Raw genomic sequence first — 22,010 nt, forward strand, 5'->3', positions numbered from 1 at the left:
AGGACCGGACTAAACCTCTGATAAATGAATACAGAATTATTGGGCGTCATTGCCATGTTTGCCATCACGGTGGTTTTGGCAATCCCATTCGGATCTTACATTGCGAAAGTTTACGCCGGGGACAAAACGCTGCTCGACCCGGTCTTTAATCCTCTTGACAAGCTCCTTTATAAAGTGAGCGGTATCGATGAAAAGCGTGAAATGAACTGGAAGCAGCATATGTTCGCATTGCTGACGATCAACGTAGTATGGTTCCTGCTGGGGATTTTTGTTTTAATGAACCAAAGCTGGTTACCACTCAACCCGGACGCTAACCCCGACCAAACAGCCGACCTCGCTTTTAATACCAGCATCTCCTTTATCGTCAACTGTAACCTGCAACACTATTCGGGTGAAAGCGGAGTTAGTTACCTTTCTCAGCTGTTTTTGATGTTCCTTCAATTCGTAAGTGCGGGAACAGGTATGGCTGCGGCCGCGATCGTTTTTATCGCACTGAAAAACCGCACCACCGAGAAGCTGGGTAACTTTTGGGCGCTGCTCGTCAAGTCGTGTACAAGGATTCTGCTGCCTCTTTCAATCCTGGTTGGTAGTATCCTTGCATTCAACGGAATACCTATGACTTTCGAAGGCAAGGATACAATCGTCAATATGCAGGGTGACACCGTTCAGGTTTCGACGGGCCCGGTTGCCGGTTTTGTGGCCATCAAGCACCTCGGTACCAATGGCGGTGGGTTCTACGGCACCAACTCGGCACACCCGCTTGAAAACCCCAACTACTTCACCAATATGCTGGAAATGTTCTCGCAGATGATCATTCCGCTGGCCATGATATTCTCATTCGGGTATTTCCTGAAAAGAAAGAAATTTGGCTGGATGGTATTTGGGGTAATGACTGCGGGCTTTTTACTCCTGGTTGTCCCAACGATGGTCTGGGAGATCAACGGTAACCCGGCTCTTGGTAAAATGGGCGTCGATATCTCATCGGGGGTGATGGAAGGCAAGGAGGTCCGGTTCGGCAGCGCAACGTCTGCGTTTTGGAGTATAGCCACTACCGTTATTTCGACGGGCTCGGTCAATTCCATGCACGACAGCACCATGCCGCTCTCGGGAATGACCCAGCTGCTTGCGATGATGACCAATGCTTTCTACGGCGGTTGCGGCGCGGGTATCCTCAACTTCTTCATCTTTATCATTCTTGCAGTCTTCATCAGTGGTCTGATGGTAGGCCGTACACCGGAGCTTTTTGGAAAGAAAATTGAGGCGCGCGAAATGAAAATTGCCATGATCGTGGCCCTGCTGCACCCGCTGATGATCCTGGCTGGCACCGCGCTGGCAGCAGCATTCCCCGGGATTACCTCCGCCAATTTGAATAACCCCGGTTTTCACGGGTTCAGCGAGATGTTATACGAATACACCTCGTCGGCGGCTAACAATGGCAGTGGTTTTGAAGGCCTTGGCGACAACAATCCATGGTGGAACATTACCACCGGTATCGTACTGATCTTGTCGCGTTACCTGCCTATTATTGGTCCGGTTGCCATTGCAGGGCTTCTGGCGAAGAAGAAATTCGTCCCCGAAAGTGCGGGTACCTTGCCAACTGATTCGGCTACTTTCGGTGTGATGGTTCTTGCGGTGATCGTTATCATTGCTGCCCTTTCATTCTTCCCTGCCCTGACACTCGGCCCGATCGCTGAATATTTCTCCATGAAGTAATATCAATATTGAAATGAAAAATCAAAGTGCATCCTTATTTCAAAAGGAGCTTGTCAACGAAGCGATAAAGCAATCGTTCGTTAAACTCAATCCTCGTCTGTTGTTCCGCAACCCGGTGATGTTCACTGTGGAGATCGGAACGGTAGTAATGCTCGTCGTTAGTCTCTGGATCGTGGCCGGTGAAAACGCGCAGGGCTCCTTTGCCTACAACTTTATAGTCTTTCTGATCCTTTTCGCCACGCTATTATTTGCCAACTTCGCAGAGGCGATCGCCGAAGCCAGGGGTAAGGCCCAGGCCGACAGCCTCCGCAAGGCGCGCGAGGAGACCCGTGCCAAGCTGGTGATCGGCGATGCCCGCGGTTTTGATGTGGCCACCCGCGAGGTGATGTCCGCTCAAATGAAGAAAGGCGATGTGTTCATTTGCGAAGCCGGAGACAACATTCCTATGGACGGCGAGATCATCGAAGGGCTTGCCACGATCGATGAAAGTGCGATCACTGGTGAATCTGCGCCTGTCATCCGTGAATCGGGCGGGGATAAGAGCAGTGTCACCGGAGGAACTAAGGTGCTTTCCGACCGCATCAAAGTGCGGGTGACGACCGCGCCGGGTGAAAGCTTCCTGGATAAAATGATCGCGCTCGTAGAAGGTGCAACCCGTCAGAAGACGCCCAATGAGATCGCATTGACGATCCTTTTGGCAGGCTTCACCCTGGTATTCGTGATCGTCTGTATCACCTTGCAGCCATTTGCTACCTATGCCAATACGCCGATCACAATTGCAGCATTTATCTCACTATTCGTTTGTCTGATCCCGACCACCATTGGCGGACTTCTCTCAGCCATCGGTATTGCCGGTATGGACCGTGCGCTTCGGGCGAATGTGATCACCAAATCCGGTAAGGCGGTCGAGACGGCCGGTGACGTCGATGTGTTGTTGCTCGACAAAACCGGGACTATTACCATCGGCAACCGTAAAGCGACCAACTTTTATCCCGCCCGTGGCATTACGGAGGCTCATTTTATAAAATCCGCTGCACTGAGCTCGATTGCCGATGAAACACCCGAAGGCAAGTCTATCCTGGAACTGGCCAATGCGACGCCTTCAAGCTATAATCTGAACAATCCTACTTTTATCCAGTTCACTGCCGAAACCCGCAGCTCGGGTGTAGATTTCGATGACACCCGCATCAGGAAAGGGGCCTTCGATTCGATCCGTAAATTGACCGAAGGTGCTGGTAACCGTTTCCCCGAGGAAATAGAATCGAAAGTGAAGGAAATTTCAAACAATGGTGGTACGCCGCTTGTGGTCTCCGAAAATGAGCGTGTCATCGGGGTGATTGAGTTACAGGATATTATCAAAACAGGTATCAGCGAGCGTTTCGAGCGCCTGCGCAAAATGGGTGTCAAAACCGTGATGGTAACTGGTGATAACCCGCTCACAGCCAGATTTATCGCGCAGAAAGCCGGTGTCGACGATTTTATCGCCGAGGCTAAGCCTGAGGATAAGATGAACTACATCAAGAAAGAGCAGGAAGGAGGTCGCCTGGTCGCGATGATGGGGGATGGGACCAATGACGCGCCTGCCCTGGCGCAGGCCGATGTAGGCGTGGCGATGAACAGTGGTACACAGGCTGCCAAGGAAGCGGGGAACATGGTCGATCTGGACAATGACCCGACCAAGCTGATCGAAATCGTCGAAATCGGTAAGCAGCTTCTAATGACCCGCGGTACGCTGACGACCTTCTCGATTGCAAACGACGTGGCCAAATATTTCGCCATTATCCCGGCGCTGTTCATCGCCAGCATTCCCGCGCTGCAAGGCCTGAATATCATGCACCTGCACAGCCCTGAAAGTGCGATCCTTTCGGCGATCATTTTCAATGCGGTGATTATCCCGATCCTGATTCCTCTGGCGCTTAAAGGGGTGAAATACACGCCCATCGGAGCGAGCGCGCTGCTGCGCAGAAACCTGCTGATTTACGGATTGGGTGGCGTGTTGATCCCGTTTGTCGGCATCAAGCTCATCGACCTGGTGGTCAGCATCTGGATTTAATAAAACAAGCCGGTCCAAACAGGGGCGGTCTTCCCAAAAATTAAGATTACAAGAAAATGAAAACGAATATCTTGCCTGCAATCAGGCTTACCGTGGCCACGCTAGTCCTTTTCTGCGTGGTATACCCTGCGATCGTCTGGGCGATCGCCCAGCTTGCCCCCAACAATGGAAAAGGGGAGGTTGTCGTCTCTGGTGGTAAGAAATATTACGCCAATGTCGGCCAGCAGTTTACGGATGACAAGTATTTCAATTCCCGTCCGTCGGCAGTCGATTACAATGCGGCTGGTAGTGCGGGCAGTAACAAAGGCCCGTCCAATCCGGAGTATCTGCAAACCGTTCAGACGCGTCTTGATACATTGTTGGTACACAATCCGGGTGTGAACAAAGAGGATGTTCCTGTTGAGCTGGTGACTGCCAGTGGTAGCGGCCTGGATCCGGATATTTCCCCAGCCGGTGCGAGGGTGCAGGCAGCGCGCATTGCCAAAGTGCGTGGGGTTTCCGAAAACACAGTCGCCGACCTGATTGAAAAACATACCCAAGGGCCGCTTTTGGGAATCTTCGGCCCGTCCCATGTGAATGTATTGAAGCTGAACCTGGCGTTGGATCAGATCAAATAATGCTGTTGCTGGCAGGCATTCGCAGCATTTAACCAATACTGTGGCCGGAAACGCCGCAAGGCTTTCCGGTTCACCCATTCCATACCAACCGATGAAAAAATTTCTCTTAATGGCCCTGGTGCTGGCCTTTTTCCAGACTGCGCAAGCCCAGGATTCGACCAGTACTGTCCCGTCCTTTACAATAAGTGGGTACCTGGAAGCCTATTACAACCATGATTTTAATCGCCCCAGAAACAATACGGCCCCCTCTTTCTTGTACAATTTCAACCGCGCGGGAGAGGTAAACCTGAACCTGGGTTTTATCAAAGGAGCCTACACCAGCGAGCGCGTAAGGGCCAATCTGGCGCTGGCGGTAGGTACTTACATGAATGCCAACTATGCTGCCGAGCCGGGTGTGCTGCGCAACATCTATGAGGCCAATGCCGGGATCAAGCTTGCCAAAAAAGCAAACCTATGGCTTGATGCGGGCATTATGTCTTCTCATATCGGATTTGAAAGCGCTATCGGCAAGGATAACTGGACATTGACCCGGAGCCTGGTCGCTGAAAACTCACCGTATTTTGAGTCCGGAGCCAGACTCAGCTACACAACCGATGACAGTAAACTGTACCTGGCTGCGCTCTACCTGAACGGCTGGCAGCGCATTCAAAGGGTGGATGGCAACACAACACCCGCATTCGGTACCCAGGTTACCTATAAGCCATCGGCAGCCGTAACGCTCAATTACAGTACATTCATCGGTAACGACAAGCCCGATAGCGTCCGCCAGATGCGGTACTATCACAATGTGTACGGCATTTTTCAGCTAAGCCAGAGGTGGGGCATTACTGCCGGGGTGGATTATGGTACCGAGCAAAAGCAGAAAGGAAGCAGCAGCTCCAACCATTGGCTGGTGCCGGTGATGATCGTCCGTTATTCCCCTTCATCGAAAGTCAATGTAGCTTTAAGGGGCGAATATTTTCAGGACAAGAAAGGGGTGATCATCGCAACAGGGACGCCAGAGGGATTCAAAACCTGGGGACTTTCGGCCAACCTGGACTACGCGGTGATGCCTAATGTGCTTTGGAGAATTGAAGCGCGTACGCTGAGCAGCAAGGACGCAATCTTTACAGAGCGCGACAGCTCAACGGCCCAAAACGATACTTTCGTAACTACCTCACTCGCTATTTCATTTTAGTAAATTGACATAGAATACTGCCAGCAACAGCTAAAAATCGAATTCCTTTCGGGCAAACACCCGAAAGGCTGTTTTGTTTCCAACCTCCATTTAGTTCAGATATGTCCGAGTCCAACCCCAGTGCCCAGCATTTCCTTGACCTGATTAAAAAATCGCGGCGGGGAAAATTTAAAATATACATCGGGATGAGTGCCGGCGTCGGTAAAACTTACCGCATGCTGCAAGAGGCGCATACCCTGCTCAGAAACGGGATTGATGTCAAGATTGGCTACATCGAGACGCACAACCGGAAGGAAACACATGATCTGCTCGACGGCTTGCCGGTCATTCCAAGACGTAAGCTTTTTTACAAAGGCAAGGAATTGGAGGAGCTCGATATGCCGGCTGTGATCGGTTTAAGGCCCGAGATCGTGATCGTCGACGAGCTGGCCCATACCAATATCGAGGGCAGCAAAAATGAAAAGCGCTGGCAGGATGTGATGGAAATTCTCGATGCGGGCATCAATGTGATCAGCGCGGTCAATATCCAGCATATCGAAAGCCTGAACGAAGAGGTTAAGCAAATTACCGGTGTGGAGGTGCGGGAGCGCATTCCCGACAGTGTGCTGGCAGCGGCCGATGAGGTGGTTAACATCGACCTTACTGCCGACGAGCTGATCACCCGCTTAAAGGAAGGCCGGATTTACCGGCAAGACAAGATCCAAACTGCGCTCACCAATTTTTTCCGTTCGGATCACATTCTGCAGTTGCGTGAGCTGGCCCTGAAAGAAGTGGCAAGCCAGGTCGAGCGCAAGGTGGACACCGAAGTGCCCAAGCCCACCGCGCAGCGCAGGGAAAAATTTCTGGCTTGCATTAGTTCAAATGAAATTACCGCTAAACACGTGATCCGGAAAACCGCAAGGCTGGCCAGTTACTACAACAGCAAATGGCTGCTTTTGTATGTGCAGACTCCCGCGGAAAGCCGTGACCGGATACCGCTCGACAAACAGCGGCATCTGATCAATAATTTCAAGCTGGCCACCGAAATGGGTGCTGAGATCATACGTGTTTCCAGCTCGAATGTCTCGCGTGCGATCATCGAAACTGCCGAGCAGCGGCAGGTCACCACCATCTGTATCGGAAAACCGCACATTACCCTGATCAGGGTGATCCTGGCGACGAACCTGTTCAATAATCTATTGAAAAAGCTAACGAGTTCGGACATCGATCTTGTCATCCTGTCCTGAATTTTCAACTGTGAAAATGATGAATATCAAACCTAAATTAAGATTAAGCCTGGGCATTTTGTTCGTGCTGATCCTGCTGCAATCGTTGGTTGCCTCGCGCCATGTGTACCAGCTCAAAGATGAGACCGCGAACATCCTGATGGACAATTATAATACCCTGGAGTATTCGCGGAACATGATGCTGGCCCTGGACCAGATCAGGGAGCCCTCGGCAAGGGTTTCGTTTGAAATGAACCTGCAAAAACAGTTCGGTAACCTGACCGAACCGGGGGAGGAGCAGGCCACAGAGCGGATCAAAACACATTTTAACCTGTTGGGCACCAGCACCCGGCCTGATACGCTTCCCGCGGTGCTCCGCAAGGATATTTTGGGACTGATCAAGATCAATATGGAGGCGATCAGGGCAAAAAACGATGTCGCTAACGGGACGGTTGATTCGGCCATTCTCTGGATCGTGCTGACGGCGACAGCCTGCACGATCATTTCACTGACCTTATTTGTAAACCTGCCAGGAAATATCGCCAATCCGATTGTCGAGCTCAGCGAGAGTATCAGGCAGATCGCGGCCAAGAATTATTCGCGCCGGGTCAGTTTTGACCGCAAGGATGAGTTTGGCCAGCTTGGACTGTCTTTCAATGCCATGGCCGAAAAGCTGGAAGAGTATGACGACAGCAACCTGGCGCGGCTATTGATCGAAAAGAAAAGAACCGAGGCGCTGATCAACAATATGCACGAGCCTGTGATTGGCCTGGACCAGAAGGGCATTGTGTTGTTTGCAAATCAGGAGGCAATCAAAATCACGGGCCTGTCCATGAGCGAAATGATCGGGCGTTCGGTTCAGGAGCTTTCCGAAAGGAACGATCTTGTAAGGGCGCTGACCGGGCAGGGCAAGCCTGTTGAAGGGACGCTTTTGAAGGACGGTAATACGCTCAAAATATATGCGGATGAGAAGGAAAGTTATTTTGAGAAGGAGGTGATCGATATCAGCATCGTACCGACGGGGGAAAAAGACCGTGTTTGCATTGGAAAAGTAATCCTTTTGAAAAACGTTACGCCCTTTAAAGAACTCGATTCGGCCAAGACCAATTTTATTGCGACCGTTTCACATGAGCTCAAAACACCTATTTCATCCATCAAAATGAGTCTTCAACTATTGCAAAGCCCCGATGTTGGTAATCTCAACAGCGAGCAGGCCCAATTGATAGAGTCGATCAGGGATGATAGCGAGCGCCTGCTGAAAATAACTGGTGAGCTATTAAATATGTCGCAGGTTGAAACAGGAAATATTCAGCTCAATATCCAGATAGCAGATCCGGAAGCCATCTGGCATTACGCACTAGATGCGGTGCATTTCCAGGCAGAGCAAAAAAATATCACACTCGCTGCCAGGATCGAACCCAATTTACCGACCGTCCGCGCCGACCTGGAAAAAACTTCCTGGGTGTTGATCAATTTTCTGACCAATGCCATCCGCTATTCAACCGAGGGAGCGGAGATTGCGATTTTGGTGAGTTCAGATCGCCAGTATGTAAATTTTTCGGTGGAAGACCGCGGGCAGGGTATTGATGAGAAGTATCGTGAAAAGATTTTCAATCGGTATTTTCAGGTACCTGGCAGCCAGAAGTCGGGAACCGGTTTGGGCCTGGCTATCAGCAAGGAATTTATCGAGGCGCAGGGCGGGTCAATCGGTGTCGAAAGTGAGTTGGGTATCGGCAGTATTTTCTATTTCAAACTGGCGGCGGTAGAGGTGGCTGCGAATGCGTGACCGTAATGATCAAATCGCTTTCAAATTGAGACGAATTATCATTTTGATCGGGTAGCAAGAGCTTCGGAATGCCTGGCATTGCAAGTATGTCGCTGATAGAAAACGAGTTATAAATGTGGTGATTTTTGGGTCTTGGTTTTGTAGTATCCGGATCAACATGTAACTACTAACAATGGACTATTTAGGTAAAGGGCTGCCGCTGATGTTTGGAAGGCTTGCCCATTTTCGTTCAGACAACCAACACCAAATCATAGCCTCCGAAGTTCGCTTGTCTATCGAGCGTCTTTTTTATATTACAAAACTTGCCATTGAGGCAGACGATTTAAAGCTTTCACACAGATGTTTTGCGCTTGCGCATGTTTTGCTTCACCACGGAAATCATCAGATCAGGCTATTTACAAAATTGAGTTTCATAAACACTTTCGGACACTTCCTGACTGAAAGTGACCAAAAGAGACAAAGGCTCCGGTTTTTTGTACCCGCCGACTTTTACAGCCTTTTCTTGAACCCCAAAATCACTGATACCCAGAGGACGGTGTCGAAACCAGAGCCGGAAAAAGCGACGGAAGATCCAATCGTTTACCGGCTTGCAACCGAGGCCGACCTTATTTATACCGAACAAATTTGTCAGGAAATGCATGATTCTGCCATTGCCCGTGGCTGTGGGATCTCAAAAAGGGAGCCCTCGCAGCTCATTGACAAGATAATGGAAGGAAAAGCTGTTATCGCTATTAATGGCGACAATCAATGGGTAGGCTTTTCATATATTGAAGTGTATGAGAATGGCCAGTACGTGTCCAACTCCGGTCTTATCGTCTCACCAGCGTATAGAAAGCGTGGGGTAGCCTGGGAAATCAAGCAAAGGATTTTTGACCTTTCGAGAACAATTTACCCGAATGCCAAAATTTTCAGCATTACCACTGGTAGTGCAGTCATGAAAATGAATTCGAAACTTGGGTTCGAACCCGTTTCTTATGCTGAGATAACCAAAGATTCAAGGTTTTGGGAAGGTTGCAAAAGTTGCGTGAACCACGCGACATTGATCAGCAAAAACTGTAAGAACTGCTTTTGTACAGCAATGCTTTTCGAACCGGGACAGAACAATGAAGGCTAAGGCCGATGGATCTCTGCCACTGTCGATTGAAGGCACAGAAGTTACCGTTGTTGCAGAGCGGGCCCGGAGGGAGTCAGTTCTGAGGAGCAATGCGGCTTGCCCCGGTGCGCGACGCCCTGCTTGTTTGTATCCCGGGCTTGGTATCCCGGGATACATATGAGTGTTACGAAAACATGATGGTCAGAGTGAGCCTCTGATTACATAAAGATAATCGTCCGTATAGTTCGCGGAAACAAAGGATGGCGCGATGTGTTCGAGTTGCAGCCAACCCTCAACTCCACTCGTAGTTTTAATTTTTGCGCCAAAATTTAGAGTCGCTGAGACTCCGGGACCTAAAATTATTCTTCCGCCAGTATAGCCGTTACTATTGTAATAAACAGGGCTGTCATCATACATGCAAGTGCCACCGCCCGAACAAGATAGTGACGGGTTCATAATTTGAAGTTGCCCTGTAACAGCTATTATAATCGGATAACTATTATTATTGCTGACATATACATTTGCAGGGAAGCTATATGCTGTCACAGAACCTGTATATTGATATCCATATTGGGTAAAATACCAGGTAGCAGAACCATAAGTCCTGGCGTTGCCAGGGGCGTCTTTCTTGGTGATATTAGCGCCTATTATAGCTTTTATCCGGGCTGTTGCTTCTGGATTTGTATCTATCAATTTAGCGCTTTCGGATTCGGGTGTTTCCACCGGATTTTCTTTACAGGCAGAGATAAATAATGCAGAGAGGAAAAGCAGTGATGCAAAGATTGTCTGTCTCATAGTTTGTTTTTGTTTAAGTGATAAAATGCTTTTCCTCAATGATACGAATAAACTGTTTTATATTCATTGGTAAATCATTTTATATAAACAACTTTTAACGTCGTGCTCTACGGCTACGATAAGGAAGTAGTGAATCAGTTCTCTAAACAAATTAAAAAATGAACCACCTGGCAAAGAGAGCAGGTGTCATCGTAGCGTTTTGAATGTAATGTTCAGCCCAAAAACCGGCTATTGGAATAACGAATGTCATCAACGATATGCTGGCCAGTTATTTTTTTATTCATTTCTTTGAAAGGTTTAGCGGTTAGCTGTGTTGCCTTTTGATAATGCTTATTGCCTTGGGCATTTTGATGCTTTAAATAAACTATTCAGAAAAACTTTCGATGATCGCTTCCAGGTAGTTTTCATGATTCGATTTCTTAAAAACAATGTCCCGACATTGATTGAACCGAATAAATGCCCTAAGCGAATGGATGAACTTTTCAATAGTGGTTTGATCCAGGTCAACGGGTTCAAAATGCAGGTTATGGACGATCAATACCTTTCGTTTACGATCTGCCTTGGCGTCCATTCTGGCGATAAATGTTTCCCCCGCCAGAACAGGTAGCGAAAAATAGCCGTATTGGCGTTTCGGTGCAGGGACAAAGCATTCAATCTGGTAATCAAAATTAAAGAAGTCCTTTAAGCGATGACGGAAAACGTTAAGTATGTCAAATGGTGAAAGAATGAAAACGTCCCGGGATATTTGAACATCCATTTCCTGATCGGGCAACATGTAGAGCGGACCTTTCAGGCCTTCTACGATTACTGTTTTTATCTCTCCGGTCGATACCATTCTCTCCAGTTCCTTCTTAACCAGGTTACCTTTTACATGACGGGCACGCCAAGCCATTTCCTTGGCGTAAGCAATACCTAGCGCTCCCAACGTACGCCGGATCACAAAGCGGGCGTATTCCTCGCCGTCAGGCATGGTGAGGTCTGTGTCCCGCGGCACTGTGTTAGCCGGCAGTACATATACCTTCTGGAACCCTTTCGTGCGATTGATCATCAGGTCTCCATCGAGATAAAGTCGTTCGAGGGCCACTTTGGCCGGTCGCCAGTCCCACCAGCCGGAGCTGGCTTCCAGGCGGTCGTTTTCAAAATCACCGACCATGAGCGACTCTTCCCGTTCCGCCCGGTCAAGAACCTCTTTCATTAAATTAACTTCCTGTGAAGTGAGCGGTTGGCGCTGCGTCTTGAAGGCTTTTTTAACAGGCAGTGAAAACCGAAAATCGTGCATGGGAAGATAGCCGGCATCCGAGGTGAAGTACTCGAAGATACTGCCATCCTTACAAAGCTCGGCCAGCCATTCAATTTGATAGTCAGGAATGCGGGCGGCCATGACGTGATGGTGGGCACGCTCCACAACGTAGTTCGTATCCAGCTGAACAAAACCCAGATGGTCGATCAACCGGTAAACAGCTTCGATACCCGTTCCGAACTGCCCCTTCCGGGCGAGTCCGGCAGCATTAATAATGATATTCCTTGCCTGCGTTTTGGTAAGGGTGATAGGCTCCATAGATCTGAAAATAACACAAGTTTCCCACGATTCGATTAGTACGGAATACTGTGGTTAATATCGACGAAATTCTCATGATCGATTTTATCCTATATGGTTTTGTATCGACCGTTTTACAAGTTCAATTTTTAAACGGGTACTTCAACCAGATTAACAGCAACGGAAGAGCTAGAAAAGGTATTTCGATCAAGGCTGTTTTGACATTTCCTGCCCTTAGGGAAAAAGCCATGATCAGAAGAATAATAACTGCATTCAGAACATTGCTGATAAAGAAGGTTTGCGGGAAAATTAGCAATAGTCCGACAATTATAGACAATGCGCCTGCATACGGAACAAAACTTTTACTGATACCCAGGTCCGCCATCATTTTAGCCTGTTCAGGAGTGGCTGGCCGGAAAGCGTCCCAACCGTGTTTCAGGCTCAGATATGCCGATATTAAGATAAGTACTATGCTGATGATCTTCATTGTTAGTTCTTTTAGTATTAATTAATTCCAGACATGGCGCTCTCGCCGGCTTGCGAAAATATCATTTTTGGGAAGAATCTGGTCAGTTTGAATAAATCTGAAGGGGTCAAAAAATAAGGCAAAATGGACCTATTTCAGAAAAGACCTATTTCGGAAGGAACTTTTGGGAGCTTGACGAGAGTCACCTCTTCAAAATTGGATAGTGTGATATTCGTTAAATGTCTGTTCAACAGGCAGGGTCAAAGAAACGGTCGTTCCGACGTTCTCCTGCGAAGTGATCGATATTTGGCCGGAGTGGTTTCTGACTATTTTTCGACAGATCGTCAGGCCAATCCCTTCGCTCAGCTCACGGGGGTCAGGCGTCAGTTGTGAAAACATATCAAAAATCTTTTCAAGCTGTGACTGTTCTATTCCTATACCATTGTCGGTGATCAAAATCTCGACATACTGTCCGTCAGGCAAGCCACCTCCCGCGTTTTCATAGTAAACAATTGCTTTACAGTGAATTGAAAGTGTCAGTGGAACGCTATCCTTAGCGAATTTAAGCGCGTTTTCAAATAAATGATGGAATAGTTGTTCAAGCTGGTCGGGTATCCCGGTAACGGTTGGGAGAACGCCCACTTGGATAGTAGCTTTCTTTTCTTCGAGCTCCGAACGCATTTGTGCACAAACCAATCCAACAATATATTCCAGGTCGGTAGGCTGGATTTTGCTTTCGCTTGTTTCCAGGCTCGCAAAACTTGAAAGGTTCTTGATCAGCGTTGAAAACCTTTCTGCCCCGCTATTTATCCTGAGCGCCAGTTGCTCGGCCTTTTCGAGGTGCTGGCCTCTGATTGAGTCTACAAGCATTCCGCTGAAGATCCGCAACTTGCGAAGTGGTTCTTGGAGCGTGTGACTTGAAATATGCCTGTATTGTCTGTTTTCGTCCAGCGAGTTGATGAGTTGACGGCTTAGGTTTCGGACAGCGTGGTCACTATGTTCCAAAAGTTCTATTTGCTGCAAATGAAATGAGATCAGATCCGCAAATGCTGCAAACATGCCCCTTATTTTGTGGTTATCCAGTTGGGCGGGACTTGGATCTATCGCACAAAGGGTGCCAAAGAATGACCCTGTTTTCAGAAAAATAGGATAGGAGATATAACTTTGAAATCCGTACGTCAAAGGAGTGTGGTGCCTGCAAAATAGGGCATTTGCCTGTACGTGATCAATGACTACGGGCTGCCCCGAATCACGGATTTCATTACAAATCGTGGTTTTAATCTCTAACTCGCTGCCGGGGACCAAGCCAAACTGAATATCGTCGCGGACACTGCAGGTGATCCACCGGTCTTCGGTTACCCTTGCAACTGCGGCAAAGCCCATCCCGGTGGTTTCGCAGATTACGTCAAGCAGAGTGGGAACGATCTGGATTTGGGACACCCGTCGGATGTCCTGGGCGAAGTCACTTTTTGGATAGTCCATATTGTCTCTAATATACTGATTCAAAACTACCACACCTAGTTTCAGTCGTCGCGGATTTCGAAACCGTTTGCTAAACGCTCGCCATAACCGGGTTTTCGGAATTAAAGAGGGTGAATGGCGGGCTGTGAAATTTCAAGATCAAAAAGGTTGAAAAATTGATATTTGAAATCACAGACACTTCCCTGATTTTTTGGGCATGATTTTAGCGCTTATCGCCGAAACTTGGAACTGACCGCAATTAGATATATGGGAAATAAGGGCTTGTTGGTAATGATTGATGATGACACCGATGATCAGGAAATACTCAAAATGGCTATTGGCGAGCTTGACCGGCCACTGCATTCGTTGTTTTTCTCAGATTGTGAATCAGCTATTGCACATTTTAGCAAAAGCTCAGTCGTGTCGCCCGGTTATGTTCTGATCGACTTAAGGCTGCCTCGAATTGAAGGTGACCAGTGTCTGCAGCACCTTCAAAGGCTCCAAAGGTTCGACAGCCCTCAGATTGTTATCTATTCTACTGCTATTCCCGACCATTGGCGCGACAAACTTTCGAAAATAGGTGTTGATCGATTTATTGAAAAAACCAATTCTTTACAGACGTTGATTGAGGACATTCAAGAATTGGTAGGTGAGGGGTAATGAACCGGGAAGACGGGGTAAGAAGTCGCAATTTTAATAGTAAACCGGACTAAGTAACTGCTTTGCAGTAATATAGTCCGGTTCTGGTCATGAAAAAAATTTCTTCGTTTGAATTGGCAGCGATCGTGCTTGCGTCGGCTGCATTCCTTTTCTTTCTGGACCGATCCATTCTTAGCAAGGAAACCGTCAATCTTCGGCCACAGGAGCCGAAGCCGCCTTTTCCATATTATCAGGAAGAAGTAAGGTTTGAAAATCCGGGAGCCGGGATCAAGCTTGCGGGCACACTGACATTGCCGACGCGCGAGGGCATCTTTCCAGCGGTAGTCTTGCTCAGCGGAGGTGGCGCCAGCGACCGGAACGAAGCGTTTCTGGGACACAAACCTTTCCTCGTTATAGCCGACTATTTGACCAGAAACGGCATTGCCGTGCTGAGATTTGATGACCGGGGTATCAATCAATCGCAAGGCGACCATCTGGCGGCCACCACCGCCGATTTTGCCACCGACGCCGAAAGTGCGGTTGACTATCTAAAAACGAGGAAGGAGATTAACCCCGGTCAGATCGGGCTGGCGGGCCATAGTGAAGGAGGAATGATTGCCCCAATGGTCGCCGCGCGGTCGAAGGACATTGCATTTATCATCATGCTTGCGGGACCTGGAATGCCGGTTGATTCTGCCATATTGTTACAGATCGCCGCTTTACATCGCGTCCGTAAATATCCCGAAGCACGAATCCGACAAGCACAGGAAGTTTTTGCGGGTGCATTGGCAATCGTAAAGCAATCCACCGATCGGGTCGCTTTGCGCCAGGAATTGACGCGTTACATCAGGGCAAATCTGGACAGTGTATCTGCATTCACTACGGATAGCGCATCGCTTGAACAGTCGCGCACTGCAACCATTAATAACCTGTCGTCAATCTGGACACAGTCACTGGTAAAGTATGATCCGATACCTGCCCTCGAAAAAGTGGCATGTCCCATACTGGCATTGAATGGTGAAAAAGACTATCAGGTGCCTCCAAAAGAACACCTCAGAGGAATAGCCAATGCCACCCGGAAAAACGGGAACAAAAACGTTAAGCTGGTTGAATTACCTGGCCTGAACCATTTGTTTCAGGAATGTAAGACCGGTGGTCCAGAGGAATATCGGCGGAGTACACAGACATTTTCGCCCATGGCTTTGAAGGTAATGTCGGATTGGATAGGTCAAATTACAGGTCCACAACCGTCATCTTACAAATAAAGCATGCAACTAATTGCACAGATCAAAAATGTAACCGATAACATAGTTACATATCTTCTTCAACCGTTAAGAGGCAAAGCCGCAACACGTGTTCCCGAGATATTTTTTGATCCTCTTCTTCTGTGCTCAATATGCCGCCGCGCAGCCATACTACACGCGTGTGCGGGCATGCGGCCTGGCCGGTTTTCGCTTCAATATGGTGACCAGTAAATGGATTTATGCGCTAAAAATATGCTATACACCGCCATTGTTGCCTCATGTTCTGGCTTCACATGCCGGTGTGGGTATAGGTGTGGGTTGGCGTTGATTGTCTGCTCAACTGATATCGAACCGCATTCCTCAACTTAATAGTCAATTTGTACAATTATCGCCGACGCTCGTTGCGACTTACTCTTCCTCACGTGCTCCCGCGCACGCTAATGCGCTACTTAGTCGCAATGGTATCCCATTGACGTTTAGAGTAATATGTATTCAGCCATGTGACAGGTATGGTGCTGTTACTGTCAATAATTTCAATAGTAAATATTGAAACCTTCTGTTTTTCTATTTCTGAGGAAAAGTTTACAAATATTTTATGTTAAAACATTTATAAACAGTGTGTTAATCTTTTTTAAAATTAAAAAAGTTAACAAAAATTTTCGATTATATTTTCAATTTTGTAACATTGTTGACCGAATTCGCCACTGAATCCCCACTCTTCTGCGGTCAATTTTCAATGAAAATTGTGATTTGACGACTAGTGCTGATAGCAATTACTTCGCTATAAGGGAGCTGTTAGTGAGTGGCTTCGACGATTAAAAACAAAAAAACTGGCCCAATATATGAGCATCTTCGACAAACGGTTACAATACAAGCCTTTCGAATATCCCGAAATATTACAATTTACAGAAGCGATTAATAAAGCCTACTGGGTGCATTCCGAAGTTGATTTTACCGCGGACGTGCAGGACTTTCATTCTCATTTGTCGCTGGCAGACCGCAGTGCAGTGAAGAACAGCCTGCTGGCGATCGCGCAGATCGAGGTGGCGGTAAAATCTTTCTGGGGAAATTTGTTCCAGCATTTGCCCAAGCCTGAGTTCAATGGCCTGGGTACCACCTTTGCCGAATGCGAGTTCCGTCATTCGGAGGCCTATTCCCGCCTGCTTGACGTGCTCGGGTATACCCACGAGTTCGAAGCGCTGGTGAAGGTGCCGGTGATCCGCGAGCGCATCGACTACCTCACCGAGGCATTAGGAAATGCTAAATCGACCGACAAAAAGGACTATGCTTTTTCACTGATCCTGTTTTCTATCCTGATCGAAAATGTGAGCCTTTTCAGCCAGTTTGCTATTATTTTATCCTTCACACGCTTCAAGGGCCTGATGAAGAATGTGAGCAACATTATCGCCTGGACTTCCATTGACGAACAGATACATGCCAATGCCGGCATTTACCTGGTCAACAAGATCAAGGAAGAATTTCCGGAAATGTTCGACGAGCAGATGGTGGGCGAGATCACCCGGCTGGTGCGCGCGTCGATCGAAGTCGAGTCGCGCATTATCGACTGGATTTTCGCGGAAGAGGAAATCGACACGATTAAAAAGAATGACCTGGTCGACTTCATGAAGTACCGTGCCGACGACAGCTTGCAAAAGATCGGCATCGACCGCCAGTTCAACCTCGCCATCGCCGACGTGCACTTGCTGCAATGGTTCGAGGAAGAAGTTTTCGCCAACAGTCTCGACGATTTCTTCGCGAAACGGCCGGTAGACTACACCAAACACGACAAAAGCATTTCTGCCTACGATCTGTTTTAGCACATCGATATTCAACAAGACATCAATCAAAGAAATTAAATGGAAGTAGCAGAGCCAGGTTTGCTCGAAGGGGTGAGCAGCCGATACGAAATGGAAAAGCTTTGGTGGAAAAACACCGAAAGCGAACAGGTACTCAACCGCGGTTACCTGCTGAAAGGAGAAACCGTTGAAGGCGCGATCGAACGCATTTGCGCCGCAGCCGCCAGGCGATTGTACCGCCCGGAGTTGAAAGAGGCGTTCCAGGAAATGATAGAAAGGGGCTGGATGAGCCTCAGCTCGCCCATTTGGGCAAATATGGGCACCGAGCGCGGTTTACCGATCTCCTGTTTTAATGTGCACGTGCCGGACAATATCGAAGGCATTACCCATAAGCTTGGAGAGGTGATCATGCAAACCAAGATTGGAGGGGGTACCTCTGCCTATTTTGGTGACCTGCGTGCCCGCGGGAGTGCGGTGACCGACAATGGAAAAAGCAGCGGGGCGGTGAGCTTTATGCGGTTGTTTGATACGGCAATGGACACCATTTCGCAGGGCGGCGTCCGCCGAGGTGCGTTTGCAGCCTATATGGACATTGATCACGACGACATCGAGGAGTTTTTGCAGATCAAAGATATTGGCCACCCGATCCAGAACCTCTTCTCTGGTGTTTGCGTGCCCGATTACTGGATGCAGGAGATGATCGACGGGGATATGGAGAAACGGGAAATCTGGGCGAAGGTCTTGCAATCCCGCCAGCAGAAAGGCTTGCCTTACATTTTCTTCTCCGACAATGTGAACAGCAACAAGCCGCAGGTGTATAAAGACCATAATCTGCGTATTAATGCGAGCAATCTGTGTTCGGAGATCATGCTGCCTTCCAGCGAAGACGAATCTTTCATCTGCTGTCTGTCTTCGATGAATTTGGAGCTTTACGATGAATGGAAGGACACGGACGCGGTGCGGCTGGCGATCTTTTTCCTGGATGCGGTGCTGCAAGAGTTTATCCAGAAAACAGAAGGCAACCACTTCCTGGCCGCTGCCAACCGTTTTGCAAGACGTCACCGTGCCTTGGGCCTTGGCGTTTTGGGATGGCACTCCTATCTGCAAAAGAATATGATCCCATTCGAAGGCATGCAGGCCAAGCAACTGACTACGCAGATATTCAAGGGTATTCAGCAAAAGGCGGAAAAGGCAACACAGGAACTGGCGCTGATTTACGGAGAGCCTGAGCTTTTGAAAGGCTATGGCCGCCGGAACACGACCTTGCTGGCCATTGCGCCTACCACTTCTTCTTCGGCCATTCTGGGTCAGACATCGCCGGGAATCGAGCCATTTGCAAGCAACTATTATAAGGCTGGCCTCGCGAAGGGCAACTTCATGCGCAAAAACAAATACCTGAAAGCCTTGCTGGCCGAAAAGGGCATTGATAATGAGGAAACCTGGCGGACCATCATGCTCAACCACGGCAGCGTGCAGCATTTGGACGAACTTACCCGCGAGGAAAAAGATGTTTTCAAGACCTTCAAGGAGATCAGTCAGTTGGAGATCATCCAGCAGGCTTCGATCCGCCAAAAGTATGTGGATCAGGCGCAGAGCCTAAATTTGAACATCCCTTCCAATCTGCCTGTGAAGGAGGTTAACAAGCTTTTGATCGAAGCCTGGAAGCTGGGTGTAAAAACGTTGTATTACCAGCGCAGCCAAAGTGTGTCCAAAGAGCTGGTGACCAGCCTGGTAACCTGCCAGTCGTGCGAATCGTAGTAGTCGTTTAAATTATCGAATAATGAAGAGGGCCGTCGCAAGACGGCCCTCTTTTGTTTTAAGTGGCTTACCCTAATTCGGTCGTAGAATTTTCATCTATTATGGCTGATATTGTACATTCCAAAAAGATAAATAATCTAGTCATGTTGAGTAAATTGTATTTTTTATCTAAAATAATTACAATTTTTAGAAATTAAATCTTGCGTTTATAGCTTTGCGTAGATGTTTAATCCTTTGCAAAATTCAAACACAAACCTTAACAATTCACTCATTCACTCATTCAATCATTGCCAAGCCAGCAAACCACTTTAACTATTTAAACAATCGAGGAAATGCTAACACAAAATTTGGGCTACCCACGGATAGGTGGACAAAGACAACTCAAAAAAGCCTGTGAACAATACTGGGCAGGCAAGATAGGTTTCGCAGCGCTAAGCCATATTGCGGAGAAGATCAAAGTAGAAAACTGGCAAACACAACTGGATGCCGGCATCGATCTCATTCCATGTAACGATTTCAGTCTTTACGATCAGACGCTGGATACAAGCCTGTTGTTGGGCGCCATTCCACAGCGTTACCAGGCGGTGCTTTCTCAGTCAGGCGACAATAGGGAAGTCGATCTTTATTTTGCTATGGCCCGCGGCTATCAGAAAAACGGACTCGATATCACGGCGATGGAAATGACGAAGTGGCTCGATACCAATTACCACTATATCGTACCGGAATTTAAAGCCGATCAGCAATTCCGGATTTCTAACGAAAACATTTTTAATGAATACACAAAGGCCATACAGGTGGTTGGGCAAAAAGCCAAGCCAGTGCTTATTGGCCCGGTGAGCTATCTGCTTTTGGGTAAAGAAAAAGAAGAAGGCTTCGAGCGCATCGATCTGATCAAGAACCTGGTTCCTGTTTACGTTGAGATCATCGACCGCCTGGGCAAGCTCGGCGCTGAGTGGGTACAGCTGGATGAACCAACGCTGGCGCTCGATCTTTCTAAAAAGGAGAAAGAGGCGTTTGAATTTGCTTACCGCAGCATTGCGGAGCAGGTAAGTGGTGTGAAACTACTGGTGGCCACCTACTTCGAAGCATTGCTGGATAATACCCGGCTGGCGGTAGGCCTTCCGGTCCACGCATTGCACGTGGATCTGGTCCGCGCGCCGGAGCAGCTTGATGAAGTGCTCGCATTGGTTCCGGATCAGCTTATGCTGTCCGTGGGCGTAGTCGACGGGCGTAATGTGTGGAAGAACGACTATGAAAAATCATTGGGTCTTATCAATCGGGCGGTTAAAAAATTGGGTGCGGACCGTTTGATTATCGCGCCGTCCTGCTCACTGCTGCATAGCCCGATCGACCTGGACCTGGAAACTGAGCTCGACCCGGAAATTAAAAACTGGATGGCATTTGCCAGGCAAAAACTCGCTGAGGTGAGCGACCTGAGACAAATTGCCGAAGGAAACAACACCTTGCTGGAAGCCAACAAAAAGGCTATCGCAAGCAGAAGATCCTCTGAGAAGGTACACAAGCAGGTGGTGAAAGATCGCGTGGCAGCCATTAGCGAAGCGGGTGCTACACGCATGAGTGCATTTCCGGTACGTCAGCAAATTCAGCGCGAGCGTTTCAATTTGCCTTCCTTCCCGACCACTACGATCGGTTCGTTCCCGCAAACGGACGACATCCGTCAGCTGCGCGCCAAATTCAAGAAAGGCGACCTTACTGTTGAGCAGTATGAGCAATCGATCGAGCAGGCGACCATCGATGCCATCCGCTGGCAGGAAGAAATCGGGATCGACGTCCTGGTCCACGGTGAATTTGAGCGGAACGATATGGTGGAATATTTCGGCGAGCAACTGGAAGGTTTCCTGTTTACGAAAAACGGCTGGGTGCAGAGCTATGGCAGCCGCTGCGTGAAGCCGCCGGTTATCTACGGCGATGTGAGCCGGCCTGAGGATATGACCGTTCGTTGGAGCACATTTGCCGCGGCCCAGACCGACAAGCCAATGAAAGGCATGCTCACCGGCCCGGTGACGATCCTGCAATGGTCGTTCGTGCGCGACGATCAGCCGCGTGAGGTCACTACCAACCAGATCGCATTGGCAATTCACGACGAAGTGCTGGCATTGGAAAAGGCGGGGATCGGAATTATCCAGATTGACGAGGCTGCGATCCGGGAAGGGTTGCCGCTCAGGAAGTCCAAACGCCCGTATTACCTGGATTGGGCTGTCCGCGCATTCAGGATCACAGCAAGCGGGGTTGAAGACCGTACGCAAATCCATACGCACATGTGTTACAGCGAGTTCAATGATATTATCGAGCATATCGCGGCGATGGACGCCGATGTGATCACGATCGAAACTTCGCGTTCGCAAATGGAACTGTTGCAGGCATTCGCCCATTTCGAATATCCGAACGAAATCGGTCCCGGTGTGTATGACATTCACTCCCCACGCGTACCAACCACCGACGAGATGACCTCCCTACTGGCCAAGGCGGCAGGCCTGTTGCCTGCGCAAAACCTATGGGTGAACCCCGATTGCGGTTTGAAAACACGTAAATGGCCAGAGACGAAAGCTGCCCTTGAAAACATGGTAGCTGCCGCCAGACAAGCCCGCGAGCAAATCGAAACTGCCAGCATTATTTAACAAAGAGAAGGCGGGCGGTAATGCCTGCCTT

Annotated in this window: 16 protein-coding genes; 12 read left to right on the forward strand and 4 right to left on the reverse strand. The window is 48.6% G+C overall.

Annotated elements, in window-relative coordinates; all coding sequences use genetic code 11:
* Window positions 1-24 precede the first annotated feature (24 nt).
* The 7 genes from kdpA (at window position 25) to LZD49_RS20415 (ending at window position 9,665) form a co-directional block, all read left to right on the forward strand.
* Window positions 25-1,713, forward strand: coding sequence for a potassium-transporting ATPase subunit KdpA (gene kdpA / locus LZD49_RS20385; protein WP_234669422.1), 1,689 nt, complete (start codon window positions 25-27; stop codon window positions 1,711-1,713).
* A 13-nt stretch (window positions 1,714-1,726) separates the two neighbouring features.
* Window positions 1,727-3,766 carry a potassium-transporting ATPase subunit KdpB gene (kdpB, locus tag LZD49_RS20390; protein ID WP_234669423.1) on the forward strand — a complete coding sequence of 680 codons (2,040 nt, stop codon included), beginning with the start codon at window positions 1,727-1,729 and terminating at the stop codon, window positions 3,764-3,766.
* 56 nt (window positions 3,767-3,822) lie between these two features.
* Window positions 3,823-4,383 (forward strand): K(+)-transporting ATPase subunit C, encoded by a 561-nt coding sequence (locus LZD49_RS20395; RefSeq protein ID WP_234669424.1) that lies wholly within the window; start codon window positions 3,823-3,825, stop codon window positions 4,381-4,383.
* A 91-nt stretch (window positions 4,384-4,474) separates the two neighbouring features.
* A complete protein-coding gene (locus LZD49_RS20400; protein ID WP_234669425.1) occupies window positions 4,475-5,560 on the forward strand; it encodes a porin in 1,086 nt (361 codons plus the stop codon).
* A gap of 101 nt (window positions 5,561-5,661) precedes the next feature.
* Window positions 5,662-6,786: a sensor protein KdpD gene (locus tag LZD49_RS20405; RefSeq protein WP_234669426.1), complete on the forward strand. Its 1,125-nt coding sequence runs from the start codon at window positions 5,662-5,664 to the stop codon at window positions 6,784-6,786.
* Window positions 6,787-6,802: 16 nt separating this feature from the next.
* Window positions 6,803-8,551, forward strand: a complete 1,749-nt coding sequence (locus LZD49_RS20410) for an ATP-binding protein (RefSeq protein WP_234669427.1) — start codon at window positions 6,803-6,805, stop codon at window positions 8,549-8,551.
* Window positions 8,552-8,723: 172 nt separating this feature from the next.
* On the forward strand, window positions 8,724-9,665 hold the full coding sequence (locus LZD49_RS20415) for a hypothetical protein (protein WP_234669429.1): 942 nt from the start codon (window positions 8,724-8,726) through the stop codon (window positions 9,663-9,665).
* A gap of 180 nt (window positions 9,666-9,845) precedes the next feature.
* Here the strand turns inward: LZD49_RS20415 and LZD49_RS20420 are convergent, their stop codons facing one another.
* From LZD49_RS20420 to LZD49_RS20435, 4 genes are all read right to left on the reverse strand, one after another.
* A complete protein-coding gene (locus LZD49_RS20420; protein WP_234669431.1) occupies window positions 9,846-10,439 on the reverse strand; it encodes a hypothetical protein in 594 nt (197 codons plus the stop codon).
* A gap of 364 nt (window positions 10,440-10,803) precedes the next feature.
* Window positions 10,804-11,997: a winged helix-turn-helix domain-containing protein gene (locus tag LZD49_RS20425; RefSeq protein WP_234669433.1), complete on the reverse strand. Its 1,194-nt coding sequence runs from the start codon at window positions 11,995-11,997 to the stop codon at window positions 10,804-10,806.
* Between the two features lie 121 nt (window positions 11,998-12,118).
* The gene (locus tag LZD49_RS20430) at window positions 12,119-12,463 is read right to left on the reverse strand and encodes a DoxX family protein (protein ID WP_234669435.1); all 345 of its coding nucleotides are present in this window, start codon (window positions 12,461-12,463) and stop codon (window positions 12,119-12,121) included.
* Window positions 12,464-12,652: 189 nt separating this feature from the next.
* A complete protein-coding gene (locus LZD49_RS20435) occupies window positions 12,653-13,924 on the reverse strand; it encodes an ATP-binding protein (RefSeq protein ID WP_234669437.1) in 1,272 nt (423 codons plus the stop codon).
* 222 nt (window positions 13,925-14,146) lie between these two features.
* Here LZD49_RS20435 and LZD49_RS20440 point away from each other — a divergent pair, with 222 nt between their 5' ends.
* From LZD49_RS20440 to metE, 5 genes are all read left to right on the forward strand, one after another.
* Complete coding sequence (locus LZD49_RS20440; RefSeq protein ID WP_234669438.1) at window positions 14,147-14,563, forward strand: response regulator; 417 nt, start codon at window positions 14,147-14,149, stop codon at window positions 14,561-14,563.
* Between the two features lie 89 nt (window positions 14,564-14,652).
* The gene (locus tag LZD49_RS20445) at window positions 14,653-15,807 is read left to right on the forward strand and encodes a S9 family peptidase (protein ID WP_234669440.1); all 1,155 of its coding nucleotides are present in this window, start codon (window positions 14,653-14,655) and stop codon (window positions 15,805-15,807) included.
* Window positions 15,808-16,628: 821 nt separating this feature from the next.
* Window positions 16,629-17,603: a ribonucleotide-diphosphate reductase subunit beta gene (locus tag LZD49_RS20450; protein ID WP_234669441.1), complete on the forward strand. Its 975-nt coding sequence runs from the start codon at window positions 16,629-16,631 to the stop codon at window positions 17,601-17,603.
* Between the two features lie 39 nt (window positions 17,604-17,642).
* On the forward strand, window positions 17,643-19,340 hold the full coding sequence (locus LZD49_RS20455; RefSeq protein ID WP_234669443.1) for a ribonucleoside-diphosphate reductase subunit alpha: 1,698 nt from the start codon (window positions 17,643-17,645) through the stop codon (window positions 19,338-19,340).
* A 332-nt stretch (window positions 19,341-19,672) separates the two neighbouring features.
* Window positions 19,673-21,979: a 5-methyltetrahydropteroyltriglutamate--homocysteine S-methyltransferase gene (gene metE / locus LZD49_RS20460; protein WP_234669444.1), complete on the forward strand. Its 2,307-nt coding sequence runs from the start codon at window positions 19,673-19,675 to the stop codon at window positions 21,977-21,979.
* Window positions 21,980-22,010: the final 31 nt, after the last annotated feature.

The organism is Dyadobacter sp. CY261 (assembly GCF_021440085.1).
GTDB lineage: Bacteria > Bacteroidota > Bacteroidia > Cytophagales > Spirosomataceae > Dyadobacter.